The sequence below is a fragment of the Telmatobacter sp. DSM 110680 genome, assembly GCF_039994875.1.
Taxonomy (GTDB): Bacteria; Acidobacteriota; Terriglobia; order Terriglobales; family Acidobacteriaceae; genus Telmatobacter.
On sequence record NZ_CP121196.1, the window covers coordinates 5,716,637 to 5,735,457 of the forward strand.

Below are 18,821 nucleotides of genomic sequence, written 5' to 3' on the forward strand. Positions count from 1 at the left end.
GCTCGATACCGTAGAATTTCCATAGAATGAAGTGCCCATACTGCGGATTTCTACAAGATCGAGTCGTCGATTCACGCGAAAGCAAGGAAGCTGATTCAATTCGGCGCCGGCGCGAGTGCGAGAAGTGTGTTCGACGCTTCACCACCTACGAGCGCATCGACGAAATTCCCTACATGGTCGTAAAGAAAGATGGCCGCCGCGAACGCTTCGACCGCCAGAAAATCCTGAGTGGCCTTCTCCGCGCGTGCGAAAAGCGCCCAGTCTCTTCGACGCAACTGGAAAAGGTAGTCGACGCCACCGAAAGCTATCTGATGGATGCGCCTGAAAGGGAGCGCACCACCAGCGAAATCGGCGAGCTGATCATGCACCACCTCAAAGGCCTCGATACTGTCGCCTACATCCGCTTCGCCTCCGTCTATCGCGACTTCAAAGACGTACGCGAATTCAAGGAAGAGCTGGAAGGCTTGCTCGAAAGCCATCGCACCGGCAAAAACAAAAAATAGTAAGCCACATTAGCTTTCTCATACATTCTGGGTGCAGTAATCCCCGAAGCGGTCATGTCTGAATGGTCCACAATACTTCCGGAACAGCGAAGCGGCTGCATTTCGGCCTGTCGTTGGCAGTGATTCCTAACTGGCGAGCCCTCGTCCCCTATTAGGAAATATCCCCGCTGTATGATTCGTGCATGACTGCTATAGAGAAAGGCGCATGAATGTAAGTCGACGGAGTTTTCTGGCGCAGACTGCCGCGGCGTCCTTTAGCCTGGGGATTCTAGATACACCCGCGCTGGCGACGGATAGCGGGAACGCGATTGACCGCGAACGGATGCGATCGATGGCCGCCTTCACTGCGGAGACGCTGAGCACCGATCATCCGGTCCCATTCGGCGCGGACATCGTGAGCACGGCTACCGGTGAGCGGTTGATGCGCGCGTTGAACCGCGTGGGTCCCGACCATGATCCCAGCGCGCACGCCGAAACCCTGGCGATTCGACTGGCATGCGCTAAGCTCTCCACGGGGTCCCTTAAGGGCTACACGCTGTATACGACGTGCGAGCCGTGTGCGATGTGCATGGCCTGCGCTCTCTGGGCAGGCCTGGACCGGCTGGTCTTCGGCGCCACGATTGCCGACGCGGCCCGGTTCGTATCGCAGATTACGATCGCGGCGAAAGAAGTGGCGCGGCGGACCGACCTGCATTGCGTGGTGGCTGGGCCAGTCGAGCGCGAAGTTTGCGTGAAACTTTTTACCGATCCACGCATGCAAAAGACGTTTGCAATGTGGAAAAAGTCTTGAGCGAATAGGTCGGCCCGTTTGCATCTTCTCGTTCCGATGTGGTTAAAAGGGGACTATAACGTGGAAGTCTTGCTGATCCTGCTCCCTCTTTTCCTCATCTTGCCTGTTATATTCGGCGTGCTTCTTGCCGCGTCTGTACAAGCCAAAAAACGGGAAGCGGAAGAGTCGAAGGCAATGTCTCCCGAAGCGAGCGAAGAATAATATCCTCCCATTGCGCCGCAATGCTGTCGATTCACCGCCTGCTCGGCAATTGCTTCATCAGTCAACGTCGGGGCAGTTTGACGCAGTACGAACTACGTACCAGAGTTCGCAATGTCCAGTAGGATGACCTCACATGAAGTTCACTTTGCGAGGATTGGCAAAAGGGACCGGAAAAGCAGCGGCAATTTACCTCGCCGTCGAGCTGCTCGCTGGTGCAATCCTCCTCCTCCTCGCACTCTTCCATTTCCTCGGAAAAGGTCACGCCCGCTGATCGCGTCAAATTTTTCGAGACTTTGGTCTCGGTCAGCCCTTAAATCGAATGAGACCAGGCCTCGCCCCCACACGATAAGCTAGAAGCTGAAAGCTAGAGGCTGAGAGCTCCCAAATGTCTGAATCGAAAACGCACAAAGTTACCCTGATTCCCGGCGACGGCATCGGGCCCGAAGTGACGCAAGCCGTTGTTCGCATCCTCGAAGCCACCGGCGTGAAGTGGGAGTGGGAGCGCTTTGCGGCCGGTGCCGAGGCTTTCGAAATCTTCGGCGAGTACATCCCCGCCGATCTCAGCGATTCCATCGCGCGCAATAAAGTAGCCCTTAAAGGGCCAGTCACCACCCCGATTGGCGGCGGATTCAAAAGCATCAACGTCACCCTCAGGAAGCAATTTGACCTCTTCGCCAACTTCCGCCCCATCAAGAATCTTCCCGGTCTCGAATCAAAGTGGCCCGGCGTTGACCTGATCATCGTCCGCGAAAACACCGAAGGCGAATACGTGGGCCTGGAGCACGAAGTGGTTCCCGGCGTAGTCGAAAGCATCAAGGTCATCACGGAAAAAGGTTCAACACGCATCGCCAAATTCGCGTTTGACTATGCACGCAAGCACGGACGCAAGAAGATCCACTCCATCCACAAGGCCAACATCATGAAACTGTCGGATGGCCTGTTTCTGCGTTGCGCCCGCAAAGTCTCTGAAGGATTTCCGGAAATCTTCTACGGCGAGCACATCATCGACAACACCTGCATGCAGCTCGTCATGAATCCCTACCAGTACGACACGCTGCTGCTTGAAAACCTCTATGGCGATATTGTCAGCGACCTCTGCGCGGCCTTCGTGGGCGGCCTGGGTCTCGTACCCGGCGCGAATCTCGGCCATGAATGCGCTATCTTCGAAGCTGTCCACGGATCGGCGCCGGACATCGCAGGCAAAGATCTCGCCAACCCGACAGCCCTGCTGCAATCCGCCGTGCTGATGCTTCACCATCTCAACGAAGAAGCCGCGGCAAACAAAGTCCAGAAGGCCCTCGAGACCGTCTACGCGGAGCGCAAATGCCTGACGCGCGACGTAGGCGGAACCTGCGGAACTACACAGTTTGCAGACGCTGTTCTAAAAGCATTGGAAAGCGCCTGATCATGGAGTTTCACACTCTGAACACAACGCCCCGGCCAGCGAAATTCAGGCGAAGCCGGGATCTGGAGAAGCTTCGAGGTTAACTCCGACGACACTCGGCAGCCGCATGATTGCAAACTGGTTACCATCGTTTTGAACCCCTAACAGATTGATTTGCCAATAGTTTGCTCAATCTCCGAAATGCGGACTGGCCGGTTTGCGCGTAGTGTTGCAGAATTGCCACACTGCGGATTTATATTCAGCGTCTAATCTTACGGTTACGACCACCGTACGCTGACTGTTTATCCATCCGGAGTTATTTGATTGGGACCTACCGCACACTTGGAACAAACGATTGCAGGGCCCCTGGAATTCACAGGGATCGGATTGCACTCAGGCGCTCCTGTGACAATGCGGCTGCTTCCTGCACCGGCTGGTTCCGGCATTGTCTTCCGTCGCACCGACCTCGAGAACTTTGAGATTCCCGCAACCGGCCGCAACGTCGCAAAGGTCAGTTACGCGACCAGCCTTATGCGCCAGGGCGTATTGATCTCGACCACCGAGCACCTTCTGAGCGCATTGATCGGCATGGGCATCGACAATGTGATCGTGGAGATCGACAACCTGGAGTTGCCCATCCTCGATGGAAGCGCGATGCCCTACGTCGAGGCCTTTCGCGACGCCGGCATCAAGACCCAGCGCAGAAAGCGCGAGTCGATCAAAGTGCTGCGCCCCCTTGAAGTGCGCGACGGCGACAAATTCATTGGCCTGTATCCCGGCACTGGCTATCGGATCCAGTACAGAATCGACTTCCCTTCTCCCATCGGCCGACAAGAAACAAGCATCGATCTCGCGGCCGAAACGTACGGCACCTTCATCGCACCTGCTCGCACATTTGGCTACAAAGCCGACGAAAAGAAACTGCGCGATATGGGTTTGATTCGCGGCGCAAGCCCGGAGAACGCGATTGTGCTTGGACCCAGGGGTCCAGAGAATGGCCCTCTGCGCTTCAGCGATGAATATGTGCGCCACAAAGTGCTGGACCTGATCGGTGACCTCGCCCTCGCAGGCCGGCGCATTGAAGGCCTCGTGGTCGCGGAGCGCGCTGGACACGCCATGCACACAGCCCTCGTAGCCAAGCTGATGAAAGATCGATCGGCGTGGGAGTTGGCGCATGTCCCCGCTGCGGCTTCTCAAGAAGAAAACCCGACAATAACGACAGCAGCCCTGCAGCGTCCCGCTTTAATGGGCGCGTAGGCTCATCGCATTACGAAATAAAAAGGCAGCCATTTGGCTGCCTTTTTATTTTCCAGACGGTGGTATTCGCCCTCCCCACCTCATGCAAACAGAATGCACATCGGCGTCGGGCAGGCTGCGGTCTTGCCTTCCTTGGCAAGCTTGCCGGTCGTCTGATCGCGTGCAAAAACAGCAAGATTGTTTGAGTTCTGATCGGCAACCAGCATGAAGTGTTCGTTGGGATCGAGTGTGAAGTTACGCGGCGTTTTTCCGCCAGTCCCCGTCCGCTCCATCGGTGTAAGTGCTCCCGTCGCAGGATCGGCTTTAAAGCTGTACAGGAAATCAGTTCCCCTGTTCGCGAAATAAACAAAGCGTCCGTCCTTCGCAATCACTATGTCGCAACCGGTGTTTCCCTGCGGCGCCTCCTTCGGATCCGGAAGAGGCGCGTTCGGAGGAAGAAGATTCGTCGTGCTGACACGCGTCAGGCTGCCATCTGCTTTGTTCCACTTCAAAACATCGATCGACGAGTGCATTTCGTTCATCGAGTATGCCGTGTGCCCATTGGGATGGAAGTGCAAAGTGCGCGGACCTGCGCCGGGCTCAGACTTGTATGCGCCCGCCTTCTTGAGCACAGCCGTCTCAGGATCAAACGTATAGATATGGATCATGTCGCCGCCGAGGTCGTTCACGTACGCGAAGCGATTATCGGGCGAGAACGACGCGAAGTGCGCATGCGCCGCCTCCTGCCGGTCAGGATTCGGACCGTGCACGGTGTAGTGTTCGCTCCACACCATCTCGCTAAGTTTGCCGTCAGTGACTTTGAAGCTGGCCGCACTGCCACCGCCGTAATCCGCTGAGATCAGGACGCGGCCCGTATGATCGATCGCGCAGTGGCAGGTTCCCTTGCTCGCCGAATTCTGTCCTGAAAGTTGTTCAAGCTTCCCGCCGACCACACGGAAGCTGGCGACTTCTCCCGTAGGCTTGCCATTAAAGCTGTCTACCTCGCAGGCAGCGTAGAGATACTTGCGATCGGGAGAGAAGCAGATCCAGTCGACAGTGCTGACGTTTGCTGCAATACCCCCATCAACGATTTCACCGGTGGCGGGGTTCCATTCGAAGCAGCGAATGCCCTCGGGCGTACCTGAGGCAACAAAAACGCATTGCGTCCGGGGAGCAGCGAGGCCCGTGGACGCGGCAGCGAGAGTGGCGGCGGAAGCAGACATCATAAATTCACGACGGGAAAGATTTCGCATGGCAAGAGCGATTTTCGCCGATTGACCCACGATTGCGCCATCTCTCCCTCATCCATACGAACAGGCGCACCCAAAACCCGCACACTGATTGGATGCGCCTGAGATGGCGATTCCGGTGAAGCGGCTACTCAGCGTTCAAGTTTGAAGATCACGCTCACAGTGGTTTCAACTTCGACCGGCTGCTGGTTCAGCAGATACGGCTTGTACCGCCATATCTTGACCGCGTCCATAGCGGCTTGACGCAGCATGGGCGGCCCACTTACGACCTGGAGGTTTTCGATGGTGCCGAACTTCGAGATCATTGCCTGCAACACAACCGTTCCCTGTTGGCCAGTCGCCTTGGCGATCACGGGATATTGCGGAATGGTCTTGAAGATCAGATTGCCCTCCACGAGCTTTGAGGGCAAGCGAATGCTGGATGGAGAGGGCGCATGCACTACAGTGACTGGCGGCCTTGCGCCGAACGGATTTATGCCATCTCCTCCCGGCGTACCGCTGCTTATCTCTGCGCCGATGTTGGAGGCAAAGGGTGGCTCGGGGCCATCGCTGTACTTGATACTTGGCGGAATCCTTGGCGGTGCCGTGATGCGGCCGTTGTCGAGTTCCGAAAAATCATGCGGCGCAGCAGCGCGGACGCGAACCGGCTGAGTTGGCGTTTCTGGCGGTGGAGGGGTCGGCGCGACAAGCAGAGTCGGGATAAAGTGGCTCGGCAAGGCGTCGGGGTAGATAAGAGGAACCAAAACCAGCGCAATAAGTATCGAACCATTCAGTAAGAGCGCGGCGAGCATCCATCGGCGGCTGCGTGTCTTGATTCTGCCCGTGGATTCGAAAGTGGAGTCTTCGAACATGGCGTGCCTCCCTGGGTGAATTCAGCCGCACCGATGGGAGGCGGAGAGCCTTTGAGCGCAAGCGGCCTCAGCCGCTCAATCGCGCTGGTTGGCGCGGCATGCGGTGTTCAAGGCCCACCGTTTATCCCCATCAGAACCACTGTGCTGATGTAGACACCGCATGTTCCAGTAATGTTCCTGAACACAAAAGAATGTGGGCGCTTGGTTCGGCAGCGCCTTGCCTCTACTCCTGTGTTGCACCGTTGCGCTAAACTCCAGAGGATTCACAACTGGAAGAAAACCGGAGTTCGAATGAAACTGCTTCGCTTGTCGTTCATTGCACTCGCCGCAATCGGAATTCCATCTGCAGTCGCGCAGGAAACGCCACAGTCCACAGGAGCCGCCGCAACCAACAAAACGCCGGATCCTGCCGCAACGCTCGCCTACATTCACGATGCATGGACGACGCTGACGCGCTCCATGACCGACTGCCACTCGCTGGTCGACATCAAGGTCACAGCAAATCCAATTCTCTACATGCCCGCTGATGTGCCCACGCCGCCTGAAGTCTCGGCGCTGAGCGACAAGTGCAAGGTCAAAGTAGTCGTGCTTCCACGGCGCATCGAAAAACTGGGTGACGTGCGGCCGGAGGAGTTGCCCGCTGCTGGACTCTTGTATCTGCCTAATCCCTATGTGGTGCCCGGTGGCCGCTTCAACGAGATGTACGGATGGGACAGCTACTTTATCCTGCTCGGCCTCGAAGCCGATCATCACGAAGCCCTGGCCAAAGGCATGGTCGACAACTTTCTCTTCGAGATCGAGCACTACGGCGCGGTGCTGAATGCCAATCGCACCTACTATCTGACGCGATCGCAACCGCCGTTTCTGACCGCGATGATTCGCGCGGTCTACGAGAATCCCGCGAGCTTTCCAGCTACTCCTGCTGGCCGCACAGAAGCGCATGCATGGCTTTCGCGCGCATACACGCTGGCGGAAAAGGACTACTCGACGTGGACGCGTCCGGAGCACAAGGCAGGAATGACGGGGCTGGCGCGCTACTTCGACTACGGCGTCGGACCGGTACCGGAGATGGCCGATGACAGTACTTACTACTCCGATGTGATTCGGTGGCTCGAGGCCCATCCGCATGCCGTGAGCGCCGAAGAAGCCGGTGCACCTTACCTCGTAAAGGGTTCCGAGCATCCGAGCGATGCGGAAGAAGTGCGGCTGAAACAGACAAGTTGCGATGTGAAAATTAGCGTCGTATGCATGCGCGCCTATGCTGATGGATACCGGTTGAGCAAGGATTTTTATCTCGGCGATCGTGCCATGCGGGAGTCGGGTTTCGATCCCAGCTATCGCTTCGGGCCGTTTGATGGATCGACGCACCACTACGCGCCCGTGTGCCTCAACAGCCTTCTCTATCGCTACGAGCGCGACTTGGAGCACATCGGTTTGCTGTTGGGAAAAGGCACCGAGGCGGCACGCTGGGGCAAGAAAGCGCAGTCGCGCAATGCTGCAATTCACCGTTATCTGTGGAAGCCCCAGCAGGGCGTCTTTGCCGATTACGACTTCGCAAAACACAAGTCGTCCGACTATGCGTACATCTCGTCGCTGTATCCGCTCTGGGCCGGCGTGGCTTCCCGCGAAGAGGCGAAGAAGGTCGTCGCAAAGCTGAACCTGTTTGAGCGCCCCGGTGGTCTTTCGATGAGCAACACCGACTCCGGTATGCAATGGGACGAGCCGTTCGGATGGGCACCGACCAACTGGGTTGGCGTTTCAGGATTGGTGACTGCGGGATTCCGGGATGATGCCAAGCGCCTGGCGGCAAAGTGGGATGCGACCGTCGACCAGGGATTTGCAAACGATGGCACCATTCGCGAGAAGTACAACGTGGTCTCCGGCAATGCAAATGTGCAGGTGAGCGCCGGATACAAAACGAACGTGATCGGTTTCGGATGGACCAATGCGGTCTATCTGAAGATGAAGGAAGTTGTCGGCGATCAAATTCGCCAAGTTGCAGATTGATCTCGCAAAAACAACCGGGGCGCTTCCGCAACGGAGGCGCCCCGATTCTTTTGCTTACTGCCGATTTTATTCGGGCATGCTCTTCGTCCCGTTGATGTGGAAAGTCTTCGTTAGTGTTTGTGCAGAGGTATCTGGCTGGCCGCCGCCGACAGAGACGGAATACTCCCCCTCGGCAATCACCGGTTCCCCGGCTTCGGTAACCATGCTGAGATCGCGATCTTTCAGATCGAAGTGGACTTTTTGCGACGCGCCGGCAGCAAGGTGCACGCGCTGAAATCCTCTCAACGCGCGATTCGGTGCGCCTGACACGCTGGGAAATTTCAGATAAAGCTGAACAACTTCATCCCCCTCGCGGCTCCCGCTGTTGCTAACCGTGACATCGGCAGAAACCGGTTCGCCCGCGGCAACTGTTGGCGTTGAAACGCTGAGATCGCTATAGGCGAACTTCGTGTAGCTCAGTCCATAGCCAAAGGGATACAGCGGCGTTCCGGTGAAGTAGCGATAGGTGCGCCCCTTCATCGCGTAATCCTCAAACGGCGGAAGCTGGTCGACACTCTTGTAGAACGTGACAGGCAAGCGCCCTGCAGGATTGTTCTTGCCCGAAAGCGTTTCGGCCACCGCCGTTCCGCCTTCTTCACCTGGATACCAAGCATCGATGATCGCGTTGGCATGTTCGTTCGCCCAGTTCACGGCAAGCGCGCTGCCATTGGTGAGAACGAGTATGACCGGCTTGCCGGTGGAGGCTACTGCCTCAAGCAGATCTTCTTCAGGTTTCGGAAGGTCGATGCTGGTGCGGTCGCCGCCTTTGAATCCGGGTATGCTTACCTGCATCTCTTCGCCTTCGAGTTCGCTGGTAATGCCAAGAACAGCGATAACGACGTCTGCATTTTTGGCTGCCTCAACGGCCTCAGGCTTGGTAGCGAGATCGACCTTCGACCAAACGAGTTGCGCGGCGGGTTTGCCCTCCTCGTTGGGTGAGTAATCAACTTTGAGAACAGCGGGCTTGCCCGCCTCAAGGTGAACCGTGCCGAGCCTGGCATCATAAGGATCGCCACCGAAGGAAGAGGTCACGTTTTTGCCGTCAACCTGCACTCGGAAGAAACCGCTGGCCTTCATCCCAAGGTTATAGTCGCCAGTTTCCGGCGCTGTGATCGAGCCTTCATAGCGAATCACAAGTGGATGCACGCTGGCCGCTTCAGGCGGGAATGGGCGAGCCGCAGCGTCGAGTGTGGGTTCAATGCGAGTGGCCACGGGCTTCATCGCCTCGGGGTTATTGATGTTGCTCATATCAAATTTGGAGAAGCTGACTTTAACGCCAGGCTTGCCGTCCACGCTCAGAGCAGAAGTAGGTACGGGCGCTGCATCGTGGCCCAGAAATTGCGTTCCGGCAACATAATTGACCGTGGCTCCAGAGAATTCTTTCTTCAGTCCCTCCAGTATCGACACGGTGTGAGTTGGCTTGCCATTGTAGTTGCCAAGAAGCACTTTCGTCTGGTCAGCTAGCGGGCCGACCACAGCAATCTTCAGACCGGAAGTTTTCAGAGGTAACGTGTCGTCATTTTTGAGAAGAACAATCGACTCGTTGGCAATCTGATGCGCAAGCTCGCGGTGCGCCTGGCTGTCTAATTCCTTTTCATCGATCTTCGCGTAAGGATCGAGATCCGGATCGAACATGCCGAGCCGCATGCGCGCGGTGTAGAGGCGCACCAGCGCAGTATCGACTTCACTCTCCTTCAGCAGACCTTGTTTGACCGCATCGACATAGGCCTTGTAATCGCTATCATCCTTGACGAGGAAACCTCCATCGACGCACTCATTGTCCATACCCCGCTGAAGACTAATCGCAGAGGCCGCTGGCTGTGATGGCTTGAAATGATGGTTGCGATAGATATCGACCACGGCGCCGCAGTCGGAGACGACATAACCCCGGAAATTCCATTTGCCGCGCAGCTGATCCTGCAGCAGGAATTGGCTCGCACAGGCAGGCTCGCCGTTGACGTCGTTGTATGCGCACATCACGGAGCCAGCCTTGGCCTCGGTCACAGTTGCGCGAAAGGCAGGCAGGTAAGTATCCACTTCATCATGCTTGCTGACTGCGACGTCCGCAATGTGACGCGTGGACTCGGGACCACTGTGGACGGCGTAATGCTTGGGTGTAGAGATAGTGCGGTAGTATTTGGGATCATCACCTTGCATGCCAGTTACAAAGGCTACCCCCATGTGCGCCGTAAGAAATGGGTCTTCGCCGTAGGTCTCCTGCCCGCGCCCCCATCTCGGGTCCCGAAAGATGTTGATGTTTGGTGCCCAGAAGTCCAGACCTTGAAAGAACATATTGGCGCGGTGCTCGCGAACTGCCATACCGTGCTTAATGCGGCCCTCAGTGCTGATGGCTTCTGCCATCTTGTGAATGGCGGGCGCATCAAAGGTCGCAGCCAATCCCACAGGCTCAGGAAATTCCGTGGTCCCATCGTTGATGACGCCGTGCAGCGCTTCGCTCCACCAGTCGTAGGCGGGAACATTGAGTCGCGGAATCGCCCTAGCCTGGTTAACCAGTTGCGACGCCTTCTCCTCAAGCGTCATGCGATGCACCAGATCGGCGGCACGCTGTTCAGGCGGCAGACTGGGATTGAGATAGGCGGGCTTCTGATTGTCCTGCGCGCGGGCGGTAACGATGAGGACACAAAGAGCAACTGTTGCAGCAAGCAATCTGATCTGATGTTTCTTCATGAAGTTCCTCGCGGAGGGATGGAGAGTATCGGGGACTTTGAAGACTGAGAAATCGTTATCCACCCACCGGAAGGCAAAGGTAAAGCGCAGGACGGTGTCTGGTCAATAGGCAAGGATGCGGAAAACAGCTTTGGAAAATCGCTTTTCTTGAGAATAGTGCGCAAAGGTGTAACCTTCCTGCGTCACCTCGCGTAAAGAACGTCAGAAAGGAAAAAGCGATGCAGGACGACGGAAGCAGCGTCCTCGACAAGTTTCGCCAAGGTGACGGGCACGCCTTCGAAACGCTCTTCCGCATGCATCAGCGTTCCGTTTACGGCTGGGTACTGCGCATCGTGCGTGATCCAGGAGCGGCGGAAGACGTAACTGTGGAGGCATTCTGGCGGATGCATCGGGCCCACGCGCGATTCGATTCAGCGCGCGGATTTGAACCGTGGGCACGGCGCATCGCCACGCACGCTGCATTGGATTGGCTGCGCAGGAAGAAACCCGAAGACGGCATGGCTCCGGAATTATGGAACAGCGTGGCAGCTGGTGCAACCAGCGATGCAGCCGTGAACGCGGAGATTCGAATGAAAACCGCGCAGGCGTTCGCGCGTTTGCCGGCGAAGTTGCGCGTGACTGCGACTCTGGCGGTGGTGGAAGAGCGGCCGCAAAAAGAAGTAGCCGAGGCACTGGGAATTACGGTGGCAGCCGTAAAGCTGAGAGTATTTCGGGCACTGCGCTTGTTGAGAAAAGATTTGAGTGAAATGGGGATCAAACCATGAAGGAACAAGATGAAGACCGGATCAAAAGCCTGCTGCGTGAGGCCTTACCTCCTGTCAACGACAGCGTCGAACCAGCTCGTGATCTCTGGCCGGCGATGTTGCGGCGGATGGAGAAGCAAAGCGTGCGAGCCGCTTCGGTTCCCTGGTTTGACTGGGCGCTAGCGGGCGGGCTGGTTGCGTTTGCGGCCATCGCACCGCGCACAATTCCAGTGATCCTTTACTACCTCTAACCGGCGGGCACAGGTCCGCAGAAAGTGAGGTTCGCGATGAAATCACATCCTTATCTCAGAGCATTTCTAGCCGGCATTTTGGTTCCCACGCTGGTGCTTCCACTGTTGCTGGTTGCGTTTATCATTCTCCGCTTTGGGATGAAGGTCTCGTTCCCCATCGAGCGCGGACTGGTATTTCCCATGGCGCTGGTACCAGGGCTGTGGGGTCTGTGGAGCATGCTTTGGCAATGGACACGCGAGCGTACCCATATGCCTCTGGGATTGCACGGCGCGTGTTTGCCGTTGCTCATGATGCCGGTTGGTGCATTGATCGCCACACAAGCCGGCGTGCTTGTCTTGGCTGCAACTTCAGTTACATGGTTCAACGCCCTCACCGTGCCGTATGCACTGATCGCTGCGTTCCTTGTAGCCGCGATGGTTGCGTACTACCTGGCGTGGAAGTACATAGTCGGGTATGTAAACCAGGTCTTGGGAATCGCGTGAATGGTGTTGTTCAGTTCGATTGTGGCGCGAAGAAATCCTGCAGCCCTGCTCGATGCGCATGCGCAACCATCGTGGCTTGAATCTCCAGCGCCAGCGCAAGCGCATCGCGGCCTTGCCGGGCGGTCACCAGCGGCTCGCGGCGAGTGCGAACCGCTTCAAGAAATGACTGAACCTCAAGCCGCAACGGCTCGCCCGGAGTAACCGTCGGTTTGACAAACGACAATCCAGGATTCGGACTCGCCGCCATCCCTGCAACCCCTCCGGCATTTGCCGCCGCAAGTTGCGCCATGATCGCCGGATCAACGCGCCCACTGGCAATGGCCGCAGCAATCTCCGGAGTAACGCTCGCATCGAGCCTAATCACGAGCAGATCCTGCCGCGCATAGTCAACGGATACATAGCTGCGTGGCTGGAAAAATCTGAGCTTGCGCACGCGCTCCGTTGACACCCGCGACGCCGTAAAATTTGCCACGCATCCGGATTCAAACTCCACGCGGACGTTCGCAATATCGACCTTCGGCGAAAGAATGGGCAATCCTACCGCACGCACTTCACGCACCGGGGAGTTGGCCATGCTGAGCACAATGTCGAGATCGTGAATCATCAGGTCGAGCACTACATCCACATCGAGCGAGCGCGGCGTAAAAATTGAAAGCCGGTGCGCCTCAAAGAACATGGGGCGTCGCAGTTGCGGCTGCACCGCCAGAACGGCCGGGTTGAAGCGTTCCAGATGGCCCGGTTGCAGGATGCGTTTGTTCTTAGCTGCCAACTCCATAAGCTCGTCGGCTTGGATGAGTGTTGCCGCGATCGGCTTTTCGACTAGCACATCAAGACCGGCCTCTAAAAGCGCCGATGCCATCGCATGGTGATGCACCGTTGGGACAGCAACCGTAGCCGAATCGAGGCGAAGATCGGCAGCGAGCAATTCTTCGATCGAAGCGAAGACCGGGATGCTGAAATTTTCTTCTGCCTGGGAAGCGCGTGCGGAGTCAGGATCGACAGCAGCAACGAGGGCAACTCCTTCGCCTGCCAATTCAAGTTCGCGATAGACACGAAGGTGATTGCGGCCGAAGGCGCCGGCACCGATCACGGCGACACGTAAATTGCCTTCGCTCGCTATTGCTATGCCCCTTTACCTTCGACTGCTTTGAGGCAGCGTGTGTAGAGTTCCAGCAGCTGGCTCACATGCTCCTCCGGCTTGGGAGCCGATGCCCCACTGAAACCAGTGGAACCCGCGGCGGGACGGCCGACACCGGTGGTTCCGGCGACAAATTTAAGCAGATCGAGAGCGATATCTTCATTGCGGCGGGCGCCGAGACCCGCGGTATTCAGGGATTCCATGCTGATAAGTCTCCGAAGAGAGATGCTACCAGATGTGGGCCCCGAAACTCTCGCGCCCGGGCGAGCGCAAGGAGCACGATAACCTAGAGAGGTGCTGCACTCGTCGAACAAAAGCATCCAATTCGCATGAATCTTCGACTTCGCCAGTGGTTTCGCAATCCCGTCTTTCTTCTCGCTTTGGCCTCCGGACTGATTGCCTTTGTGGTGCAGTCGGGTGAAGTCGGCAGTGCCGATACCATGCATCGGTTGCAGTCGACGCACGCATTCTGGACTGCGGAGCCTCCTGTCTTCCCTAACGAATATCCCGAGTTCGGCGTGCATGGGCGTAACGGATCGCTGCAAAGTTGGTATGGCATCGGGCAATCCCTGCTGATGCTGCCGCAGGACATCCTCGGCACCTGCATATCAAAGCTCCACATCTTCGATCGCTACGGCGACACCGATCCGACTGTGCGCGATATTGTCGTGGTTTACCTGACGCAGATTATCGTGTCGGTCCTAACAGCTCTGCTGTGCTTCAAATTACTTCGACAATTTGCCTTCAGCGTGAATCAGTCCATCGCCGGAGTGCTCGCGTTTCTGCTGGCCACCACGCACCTGCACTACACGCAGAACATGATGGAGAACAATTACATCTGTCTGCTCACCCTGGCAGGCTTTGCGTTTCAGTATGAGTGGCTCCAAACCGGAAGCAGGCGCGCTCTACTCTTCGGCGTCGGCGCCCTCGGGCTGAACCTGCTCACGCGCATCACGACTGGAATGGACCTGCTGGCCGGCGCGCTCTTCGTCCTGCTGGTCCTGGGTTTCGACAAGATGCGCGGTCGCGCATTCTGGTCCCGGTGCACTGAATACGCAACGATTGCCGTACCAGTCTACTGCTTCTTCGGGTTACTCGATCGGCTCTACCAGTTCTACCGGTTCGGATCGTTCACCAATACCTACGCAAGTCTCGTAGCCAGAGAAACCATCGCCCGCGACCCGAGCCTGCCTCGCAATTGGCCATGGACGACTCCCTGGCATCAAGGGTTTTTAGGTGCGCTCTTCCTGCCGGAAAAGTCGATATTCCTGTTCGACCCGCTCATCATTCTGGCGCTACTGTTGCTCGCGTTGCATTGGAAGCGGCTATTGCCCGGGTTGCGCGCCTATGCGCTCGCCACCTGCGTAATGCTGCTTGCGTATCTCAGCTTTTACGCCCGGTATTTTGCCTGGGCGGGGGACTTTTCGTGGGGCGACCGTTACGTGTCGACATGCGTGGAGTTGGTAGCACTCCCGGCAATCCCCCTTCTGCTGAAATATCGACGCGAGGCAGGCCGCCTTGTGTGGGTAACCGGAATCGTGCTGCTCTGCGTGAGCTTCGTGATCCAGCTTGAATCGCTCATGTTCTGGCTACCGCTCGAAATCTACCAGGAAGAAACCCTTGGCCACCCCACTTACGTGATTGCACTGCGCGCCAAAAACATCGTCGCCTTCGCGCTCCACGAGATGGGTGCATGGGGTCTCAACAACGAGTCCATGACACAGGACCCGTGGGACTACGTACACATTACGTGCTGGAACTTCCTGCCGTTTTTGCTGCGGCGCGTGGGTGAAGCGCCAGCATGGGCGGTCCGCATTGCCTTCCTGGTTTGGGGTGCGGGATTGGCGGCTCTGGCGGTAACGCTTCTAAGGCTGCGCCAGATCGCCGGGCAACTTGCCGAAAGATAGCAGCCATCCAGAAACACCAGCGTGGGCAAATCGGGATAGTCTAAACGGATGCAGACGGCCTACATAGCGCTCGGCGCGAACCTCGCCAGTTGGGCAGGGCCGCCGGAGGCTACGCTTGCCGCCGCCGTGATGCGACTGAACGAACTAGGCAAGATAACTGCGCGGTCGTCGCTTTACAGCACCGCCCCGGTTGGATACACCGATCAGCCGCGATTTTTGAATTCTGTTGTTGCGCTTGAAACGGAGTGCGAGCCACTGGCACTACTCAATAAATTGCTGGTAATCGAAAAGGAGTACGGTCGTGACCGCTCGACCGGAATTCCGAACGGGCCGCGGACGTTGGATTTGGATATTCTGCTTATAGGTGATCTTGAAATCAGTCTCTCTGAGTTGAAGCTTCCTCATCCAAGACTCACAGAACGCGCGTTTGTTCTCGTCCCGCTGCATGAAATCGCTCCGAAGTTGCCAATTGCCGGGCGCGGCAAAACCGTGTCAGAGTTCTTTCAGATGCTGCAGAAATCTCGCAAAGGTGAAACCGATGCCGTGGTGCAATTCGAAAGCGATGATTGGCGTGCTGCGGCAAATTCCTAGGGCCGCGCTGGCGTGTGCGTGGCTGCTGGCAATCGCCAAGCTCTACGCGCAGCAACCGGTGCCGATAACACTTTCGGTCGTGGACAAATCCGGCTCCGTGATCGCCGGCGCAAGCGTCCAGGAAGCGAACGGACCATTGCTCGGCCGCACCGATACTAACGGCCAGCTCACCATTCATTGCCGCATTCCGTGCCGCCTGCATGTCGAAGCCAAGGGGTTCGCAGGAAAATTCGTAGAGGTCAGCGCGAACACCACCGTGCAGCTTGACCCTGCTGGCAGTAGCGAGCAGGTCACCGTGACGGCGTATCGCACGCCGCTGGGCACACTCGAAAGTCCGGTGTCCACACGCCAACTTTCACAGACTGCACTACAGTCGACCCCCTCTCTCACCCTCGATGGAAAGATACGTCAGCTGCCGGGAGTTGAATTGTTTCGGCGATCGAGTTCGCTGGTAGCCAATCCATCCTCCCAAGGCGTCAGCCTGCGCGGACTCGGTTCAACTGCCGCCAGCCGCACTCTTGTTACCGAGGACGACGTCCCATTGAACGATCCATTCGCCGGCTGGATCCGCTGGCAGGAGCAGCCCGAACTTTCCATTCGGAGCGTCGAGATGGTGCGCGGCGGAGCCAGCGATCTCTATGGATCGAGTGCAATCGGTGGCGTCATCAACGTCAACCCCGTCAGGCCCACATCGACGTTGGCTGAGTTGACCACCAGTTACGGATCGCAATCGACTTATGACGAAAGCGCATTAATGCAGAGCAAGCGCGGGTCGTGGGGCATCCTGCTAGCTGGCGGTGCACTGGGCACCGACGGCTTCATTCAGGAAGCATCCTACCAACGCGGACCCGTCGACATCGCCAGCAACGTCCACGCCCAGAACGGCCTTCTGCTGCTGGATCACGTGCACGGTCCGCTGCGCCTGTTCGTACGCGGCAGCGGATTCAACGATGCCCGCAGCAACGGGACACCGCAACAAACCAACGGAACGCGCTTGTGGCGCTATGCCACCGGGGGCGATTGGAATGGTCCTCATGAAGGAACTCTTACCGCTAGGTTCTACGGATCGGCTGAACATTTTCGCCAGGTCTTTTCGAGCATCATCAATACTCCAACTGCAACTGAGCCGACGTGCTCTTATCGTTGCGGCGAAGTCCCAACGCGGCTTTCTCTTTCTCCGGAAAATGAATTAGGCGCGGTCGCGCACTGGAGCCAGCCGCTGGGCGCAGGAATGGTGATGGTAGCTGGCGCCGACGTGCACGATGTCCGCGTATGGGATCGCGAACAGACCTTCGGCACAACCGCGGCGCTGACCAATTTGCACGACCATCAGCGCGATTCAGCCGTATACGCTGAGGCGATGACCGTACATGCGGGTTGGACACTGACCGGCTCGGGCCGCATGGACTGGTTTCAGAATTACGATGGCCAGAGCCTTGTGTGGAACGGAATAACGTGGGTGCCGGCTGCCACCCAGCCCGTGCAAAAAGATCAACATCTCTTCGATCCCCGCCTGGGTGTGTCGCGGAAGATCGGGGCGCATTGGGCACTTTCGGCGTCCGGCTTTCGTGCCTTTCGCGAGCCCACTCCGAATGAGTTGTATCGTTCAACGCAGGTGGGCAACAAGCTGACGCTCCCCAATAATTCGCTGTTGAGTGAGCGCGCAACGGGATGGGAAGTCGGCGCTGCAGGCGAGTGGCGCTGGGGAACGATTCGAACCAGTTATTTTGATACGCAGGTCAATCGGCCCATTGTCGCCGTCACTACCAATCCAAATTCATCGCCGATTTTGCTGAAGCGCAACAACCTGGGACAGATTGAAAGCCGCGGCGTTGGCATCGATTTTGAAGTAGCGCCGCAACACTGGCTTGCCGTTGACGGCGGCTATCAGTATGCGCATGCCATCGTATCGCGCGGCACGCAGGACCTGGGGAACTGGATTCCAGAGGTGCCGCGCAATATGGCAACCCTGAATGTGCGCGCGTTTCGTCCGCAAATCGGCATGCTTACTTTGCAGAGCCGCGTGAGCGGGCATCAATACGATGACGATGCGAACCTCTTTTTGCTGCATGGCTTCTTTAGGCTTGATGCCTATGGGTCACATGAATTCGGCTCGCATGTGGAGTTTTTCGCAGCCGGAGAAAATCTCTTCGATCGCAGCATCGAAGTTTCAAAGACCCCGACGACAACGCTCGCAACGCCGCGGGTTGCACGTGCTGGTTTGAATTTGAACCTCGGCCGCGCAAAGTAATCGCGCGACGCGGCCTTCAACAAGAAGATCCTTCAGCAACTCTTAAGCAAGCAACCAGTAATCATCCAAAAGTCTGACAACGAATGTTTACGCATGGTGTTTCAGCGAGTGTGAGTGGTCAGGAGCTATATTTCAGCCACCGCCGTCACAGAAGGAGAAACACCATGAAGCTCTTCAAGCTTGCACTTGTGGCGGCACTCACTGTAGCGCCTGCCCTGACCTTTGCCCAAACCAACGCACAGGAGCAACCAAAGAATCCGATTGTAAAGCGCGAATTCAGACAGCAGCGACGGATCGGCAACGGAATCAAGAACGACCGTCTCACTCCGCGTCAGGGCGCACGCCTTGAACGCCAGCAGATGCGGATTTATCGCCAGATGCGCACTATGCGCGCCCAGCACAATGGTCGCCTGACCATGAAAGATCGCCGCGTACTCCGCCACCGGCAGAATGTTGCTTCACGCAAAATTTTCCGCGCCAAGCATCACGACCGCCGCAACGGGTAATG

General features: G+C 57.2%; 18 protein-coding genes. 13 read left to right on the plus strand and 5 right to left on the minus strand.

The features are described 5' to 3' along the window. Window positions 1-26 precede the first annotated feature (26 nt). The 5 genes from nrdR (at window position 27) to lpxC (ending at window position 4,135) form a co-directional block, all read left to right on the plus strand. Window positions 27-503 carry a transcriptional regulator NrdR gene (gene nrdR / locus P8935_RS23580; RefSeq protein WP_348262759.1) on the plus strand — a complete coding sequence of 159 codons (477 nt, stop codon included), beginning with the start codon at window positions 27-29 and terminating at the stop codon, window positions 501-503. Window positions 504-708: 205 nt separating this feature from the next. After that, window positions 709-1,293 (plus strand): nucleoside deaminase, encoded by a 585-nt coding sequence (locus P8935_RS23585; protein WP_348262760.1) that lies wholly within the window; start codon window positions 709-711, stop codon window positions 1,291-1,293. Between the two features lie 334 nt (window positions 1,294-1,627). Beyond that, on the plus strand, window positions 1,628-1,765 hold the full coding sequence (locus P8935_RS23590; protein ID WP_348262761.1) for a hypothetical protein: 138 nt from the start codon (window positions 1,628-1,630) through the stop codon (window positions 1,763-1,765). Window positions 1,766-1,879: 114 nt separating this feature from the next. Continuing rightward, entirely contained in the window at window positions 1,880-2,899 is a 1,020-nt protein-coding gene (locus tag P8935_RS23595; RefSeq protein WP_348262762.1) for an isocitrate/isopropylmalate dehydrogenase family protein, read from the plus strand. Between the two features lie 321 nt (window positions 2,900-3,220). After that, complete coding sequence (gene lpxC / locus P8935_RS23600) at window positions 3,221-4,135, plus strand: UDP-3-O-acyl-N-acetylglucosamine deacetylase (protein WP_348265373.1); 915 nt, start codon at window positions 3,221-3,223, stop codon at window positions 4,133-4,135. 80 nt (window positions 4,136-4,215) lie between these two features. Here lpxC and P8935_RS23605 read toward each other — a convergent pair whose 3' ends face one another. Then, window positions 4,216-5,340, minus strand: coding sequence for a lactonase family protein (locus P8935_RS23605; RefSeq protein ID WP_348262763.1), 1,125 nt, complete (start codon window positions 5,338-5,340; stop codon window positions 4,216-4,218). Window positions 5,341-5,495: 155 nt separating this feature from the next. Next, entirely contained in the window at window positions 5,496-6,215 is a 720-nt protein-coding gene (locus P8935_RS23610) for an energy transducer TonB (protein ID WP_348262764.1), read from the minus strand. Between the two features lie 291 nt (window positions 6,216-6,506). Here P8935_RS23610 and P8935_RS23615 point away from each other — a divergent pair, with 291 nt between their 5' ends. After that, window positions 6,507-8,222, plus strand: a complete 1,716-nt coding sequence (locus P8935_RS23615; RefSeq protein WP_348262765.1) for a trehalase family glycosidase — start codon at window positions 6,507-6,509, stop codon at window positions 8,220-8,222. Window positions 8,223-8,288: 66 nt separating this feature from the next. Here the strand turns inward: P8935_RS23615 and P8935_RS23620 are convergent, their stop codons facing one another. After that, window positions 8,289-10,949 (minus strand): glycoside hydrolase family 3 C-terminal domain-containing protein, encoded by a 2,661-nt coding sequence (locus P8935_RS23620; RefSeq protein ID WP_348262766.1) that lies wholly within the window; start codon window positions 10,947-10,949, stop codon window positions 8,289-8,291. Window positions 10,950-11,167: 218 nt separating this feature from the next. Between P8935_RS23620 and P8935_RS23625 the strand changes: the two genes are divergently transcribed. Genes P8935_RS23625 through P8935_RS23635 form a run of 3 tightly spaced genes read left to right on the plus strand, consistent with a single transcriptional unit; the run spans window position 11,168 to window position 12,426 of the window. After that, window positions 11,168-11,713, plus strand: coding sequence for a sigma-70 family RNA polymerase sigma factor (locus P8935_RS23625; RefSeq protein WP_348262767.1), 546 nt, complete (start codon window positions 11,168-11,170; stop codon window positions 11,711-11,713). Then, window positions 11,710-11,943, plus strand: a complete 234-nt coding sequence (locus P8935_RS23630) for a hypothetical protein (protein WP_348262768.1) — start codon at window positions 11,710-11,712, stop codon at window positions 11,941-11,943. Before P8935_RS23625 ends, P8935_RS23630 begins: the two co-directional genes overlap by 4 nt. Before the next feature lie 36 nt (window positions 11,944-11,979). Further along, the gene (locus P8935_RS23635) at window positions 11,980-12,426 is read left to right on the plus strand and encodes a hypothetical protein (RefSeq protein WP_348262769.1); all 447 of its coding nucleotides are present in this window, start codon (window positions 11,980-11,982) and stop codon (window positions 12,424-12,426) included. Window positions 12,427-12,436: 10 nt separating this feature from the next. Here P8935_RS23635 and P8935_RS23640 read toward each other — a convergent pair whose 3' ends face one another. Further along, entirely contained in the window at window positions 12,437-13,516 is a 1,080-nt protein-coding gene (locus tag P8935_RS23640) for a Gfo/Idh/MocA family oxidoreductase (protein WP_348262770.1), read from the minus strand. Window positions 13,517-13,548: 32 nt separating this feature from the next. Next, entirely contained in the window at window positions 13,549-13,767 is a 219-nt protein-coding gene (locus tag P8935_RS23645) for a hypothetical protein (protein ID WP_348262771.1), read from the minus strand. Window positions 13,768-13,893: 126 nt separating this feature from the next. On the opposite strand from P8935_RS23645, the gene P8935_RS23650 reads away from it, so the two are divergent. The 4 genes from P8935_RS23650 to P8935_RS23665 all read left to right on the plus strand — a co-directional run bounded on the left by P8935_RS23650 (window position 13,894) and on the right by P8935_RS23665 (window position 18,819). Beyond that, window positions 13,894-15,471 carry a hypothetical protein gene (locus P8935_RS23650; RefSeq protein ID WP_348262772.1) on the plus strand — a complete coding sequence of 526 codons (1,578 nt, stop codon included), beginning with the start codon at window positions 13,894-13,896 and terminating at the stop codon, window positions 15,469-15,471. A 48-nt stretch (window positions 15,472-15,519) separates the two neighbouring features. Continuing rightward, a complete protein-coding gene (gene folK / locus P8935_RS23655; RefSeq protein WP_348262773.1) occupies window positions 15,520-16,062 on the plus strand; it encodes a 2-amino-4-hydroxy-6-hydroxymethyldihydropteridine diphosphokinase in 543 nt (180 codons plus the stop codon). Next, entirely contained in the window at window positions 16,010-18,313 is a 2,304-nt protein-coding gene (locus tag P8935_RS23660) for a TonB-dependent receptor (protein WP_348262774.1), read from the plus strand. Before folK ends, P8935_RS23660 begins: the two co-directional genes overlap by 53 nt. A gap of 164 nt (window positions 18,314-18,477) precedes the next feature. After that, entirely contained in the window at window positions 18,478-18,819 is a 342-nt protein-coding gene (locus P8935_RS23665) for a hypothetical protein (RefSeq protein ID WP_348262775.1), read from the plus strand. The last annotated feature ends 2 nt before the right edge of the window (window positions 18,820-18,821 follow it).

Bases quoted from the DNA above. Each gene is read 5' to 3' on its own strand.
- nrdR (WP_348262759.1), top strand. From the start codon at position 27: ATGAAGTGCCCATACTGCGGATTTCTACAAGATCGAGTCGTCGATTCA.
- P8935_RS23585 (WP_348262760.1), top strand. From the start codon at position 709: ATGAATGTAAGTCGACGGAGTTTTCTGGCGCAGACTGCCGCGGCGTCC.
- P8935_RS23590 (WP_348262761.1), top strand. From the start codon at position 1,628: ATGAAGTTCACTTTGCGAGGATTGGCAAAAGGGACCGGAAAAGCAGCG.
- P8935_RS23595 (WP_348262762.1), top strand. From the start codon at position 1,880: ATGTCTGAATCGAAAACGCACAAAGTTACCCTGATTCCCGGCGACGGC.
- P8935_RS23605 (WP_348262763.1), bottom strand. From the start codon at position 5,340: ATGATGTCTGCTTCCGCCGCCACTCTCGCTGCCGCGTCCACGGGCCTC.
- P8935_RS23610 (WP_348262764.1), bottom strand. From the start codon at position 6,215: ATGTTCGAAGACTCCACTTTCGAATCCACGGGCAGAATCAAGACACGC.
- P8935_RS23615 (WP_348262765.1), top strand. From the start codon at position 6,507: ATGAAACTGCTTCGCTTGTCGTTCATTGCACTCGCCGCAATCGGAATT.
- P8935_RS23620 (WP_348262766.1), bottom strand. From the start codon at position 10,949: ATGAAGAAACATCAGATCAGATTGCTTGCTGCAACAGTTGCTCTTTGT.
- P8935_RS23625 (WP_348262767.1), top strand. From the start codon at position 11,168: ATGCAGGACGACGGAAGCAGCGTCCTCGACAAGTTTCGCCAAGGTGAC.
- P8935_RS23630 (WP_348262768.1), top strand. From the start codon at position 11,710: ATGAAGGAACAAGATGAAGACCGGATCAAAAGCCTGCTGCGTGAGGCC.
- P8935_RS23635 (WP_348262769.1), top strand. From the start codon at position 11,980: ATGAAATCACATCCTTATCTCAGAGCATTTCTAGCCGGCATTTTGGTT.
- P8935_RS23645 (WP_348262771.1), bottom strand. From the start codon at position 13,767: ATGGAATCCCTGAATACCGCGGGTCTCGGCGCCCGCCGCAATGAAGAT.
- P8935_RS23650 (WP_348262772.1), top strand. From the start codon at position 13,894: ATGAATCTTCGACTTCGCCAGTGGTTTCGCAATCCCGTCTTTCTTCTC.
- folK (WP_348262773.1), top strand. From the start codon at position 15,520: ATGCAGACGGCCTACATAGCGCTCGGCGCGAACCTCGCCAGTTGGGCA.
- P8935_RS23660 (WP_348262774.1), top strand. From the start codon at position 16,010: ATGCCGTGGTGCAATTCGAAAGCGATGATTGGCGTGCTGCGGCAAATT.
- P8935_RS23665 (WP_348262775.1), top strand. From the start codon at position 18,478: ATGAAGCTCTTCAAGCTTGCACTTGTGGCGGCACTCACTGTAGCGCCT.